The sequence below is a fragment of the Plantactinospora solaniradicis genome (assembly GCF_042658085.1).
Lineage (GTDB): Bacteria > Actinomycetota > Actinomycetes > Mycobacteriales > Micromonosporaceae > Plantactinospora > Plantactinospora solaniradicis.
Genome location: NZ_JBHSPR010000143.1, coordinates 1 through 1,389, shown reverse-complemented (window position 1 = coordinate 1,389; position 1,389 = coordinate 1). Strand labels below are relative to the sequence as shown.

The following is a 1,389-nucleotide window of genomic DNA, read 5'->3' as shown; positions in this document are numbered from 1 at the left end:
GATCTCGTTGTAGCTGGTGCCGGTCTTGAGGCAGCCGTGGAGGATGCCGACCAGGCGGTTGCCGAGTTGGCGTAGCGCGGCTTGGTGGCCGATGCCGCGCTGGCGCAGTGCCTGGTAGTAGGCGCGAGCGCCTGGGCTACCGCGCATTGCGCAGAATGCCCACTGGTGGACCGCGTCGCCGAGGCGGCGGTTGCGGGCGTAGCGGGCCAGTACCACCTTGCGGTTGCCGGAGGCGCGGGTGATCGGTGAGGTGCCGGCGTAGTTTTTTCGCGCCTTGCCGTCGGGGTAACGGTGGGGGTCGTCGCCGAACTCGCCGAGGATCCGGGCGCCGAGTACCGGGCCGAGGCCGGGCAGGCTCAGGTAGCGGTCAGCGTCCCGGTGCTGGCCAAAATGGTCGGCCACCACCTGACCCAATTCGTTGATCTCGACGTTGAGAATGTTGATGATCTGGACCTGGCTGGTCACGATCGCCGCGTAGGCGGCTTGGACCGGCCGCGGCTGCCGCAGCTGCGCGGCTCGCAACGCCTGCCCGATGGTGGCGGCCTTGGTCTCGATGTCCCGGCGGTTCGCGTGGCGCAGCGCCGCGACGATCTGTGTTCGGGACAGCCGGGCGGCTCGGTCAGGGTCCGGTGCCCGGTCCAGCAGTTCCAGGGCCTCGGGTGCGGCAAGGTCCTCGAAGGCGGCAAGCGCGGCGGGGAAGAACTCCCGCAACGCGCTACGCAGCCGTAGCACGTGTCGGGTGCGGTCCCAGATCAGGCTCTGATGCGCCCGGGCGACCAGCTTCGTCGCCTCCGCCTGGGCGCTGTCGCCAGCGACCTTGCGGTGGTGGGCGTGATCGAGCCGCACGATCTCGGCCAGCACATGCGCGTCGCCGGCGTCGGACTTCGCCCCGGACGTCGAATGCCGCTCCCGGTACCGCGCCACCGACATCGGGTTGATCGCATACACCTGATAGCCAGCGGTAACCAGGGCCTGGACCCACCCTCCGCGATCGGTTTCGATCCCGATCCGCACCCTCGCGGCAGCGTCGACCGGCTCGAGTTCCGCCCACGAGGCAGGCATCTGCGCCGCGATCAGCTCGTGCAGCTTCGCCAGTCCTTCCAGACCCTCGGGCAGCCGAGCCCGTGCCAACCGTCGACCGTCCTGGTCGACCACTTCGATGTCGTGATGGTCCTCGGCCCAGTCGTCCCCGACGCAGATCACCCGGCATCCTCCCTATGGACACTGTCCTGGTAGCAGCTTGGAGGAGACGCCGGCGATCTAATAGTCAAGTGCTCACCACAACCCTGCTGGGGCACGTCATCCCATCAGCCGTTCCGCCTCCTCACGACCAGCGGGCGCACAGTCTGCCGCGAGACCTCACAGGCCAGATCCGAAGAGTGCTGACCC

General features: G+C 68.5%; 1 protein-coding gene. It reads right to left on the bottom strand.

What is annotated here, in order from left to right; all coding sequences use genetic code 11:
• The coding region (locus ACFP2T_RS47935; RefSeq protein ID WP_377434787.1) for an IS110 family RNA-guided transposase at positions 1-1,203 on the bottom strand (1,203 nt) is incomplete at its 3' end.
• Between the last annotated feature and the right edge of the window lie 186 nt (positions 1,204-1,389).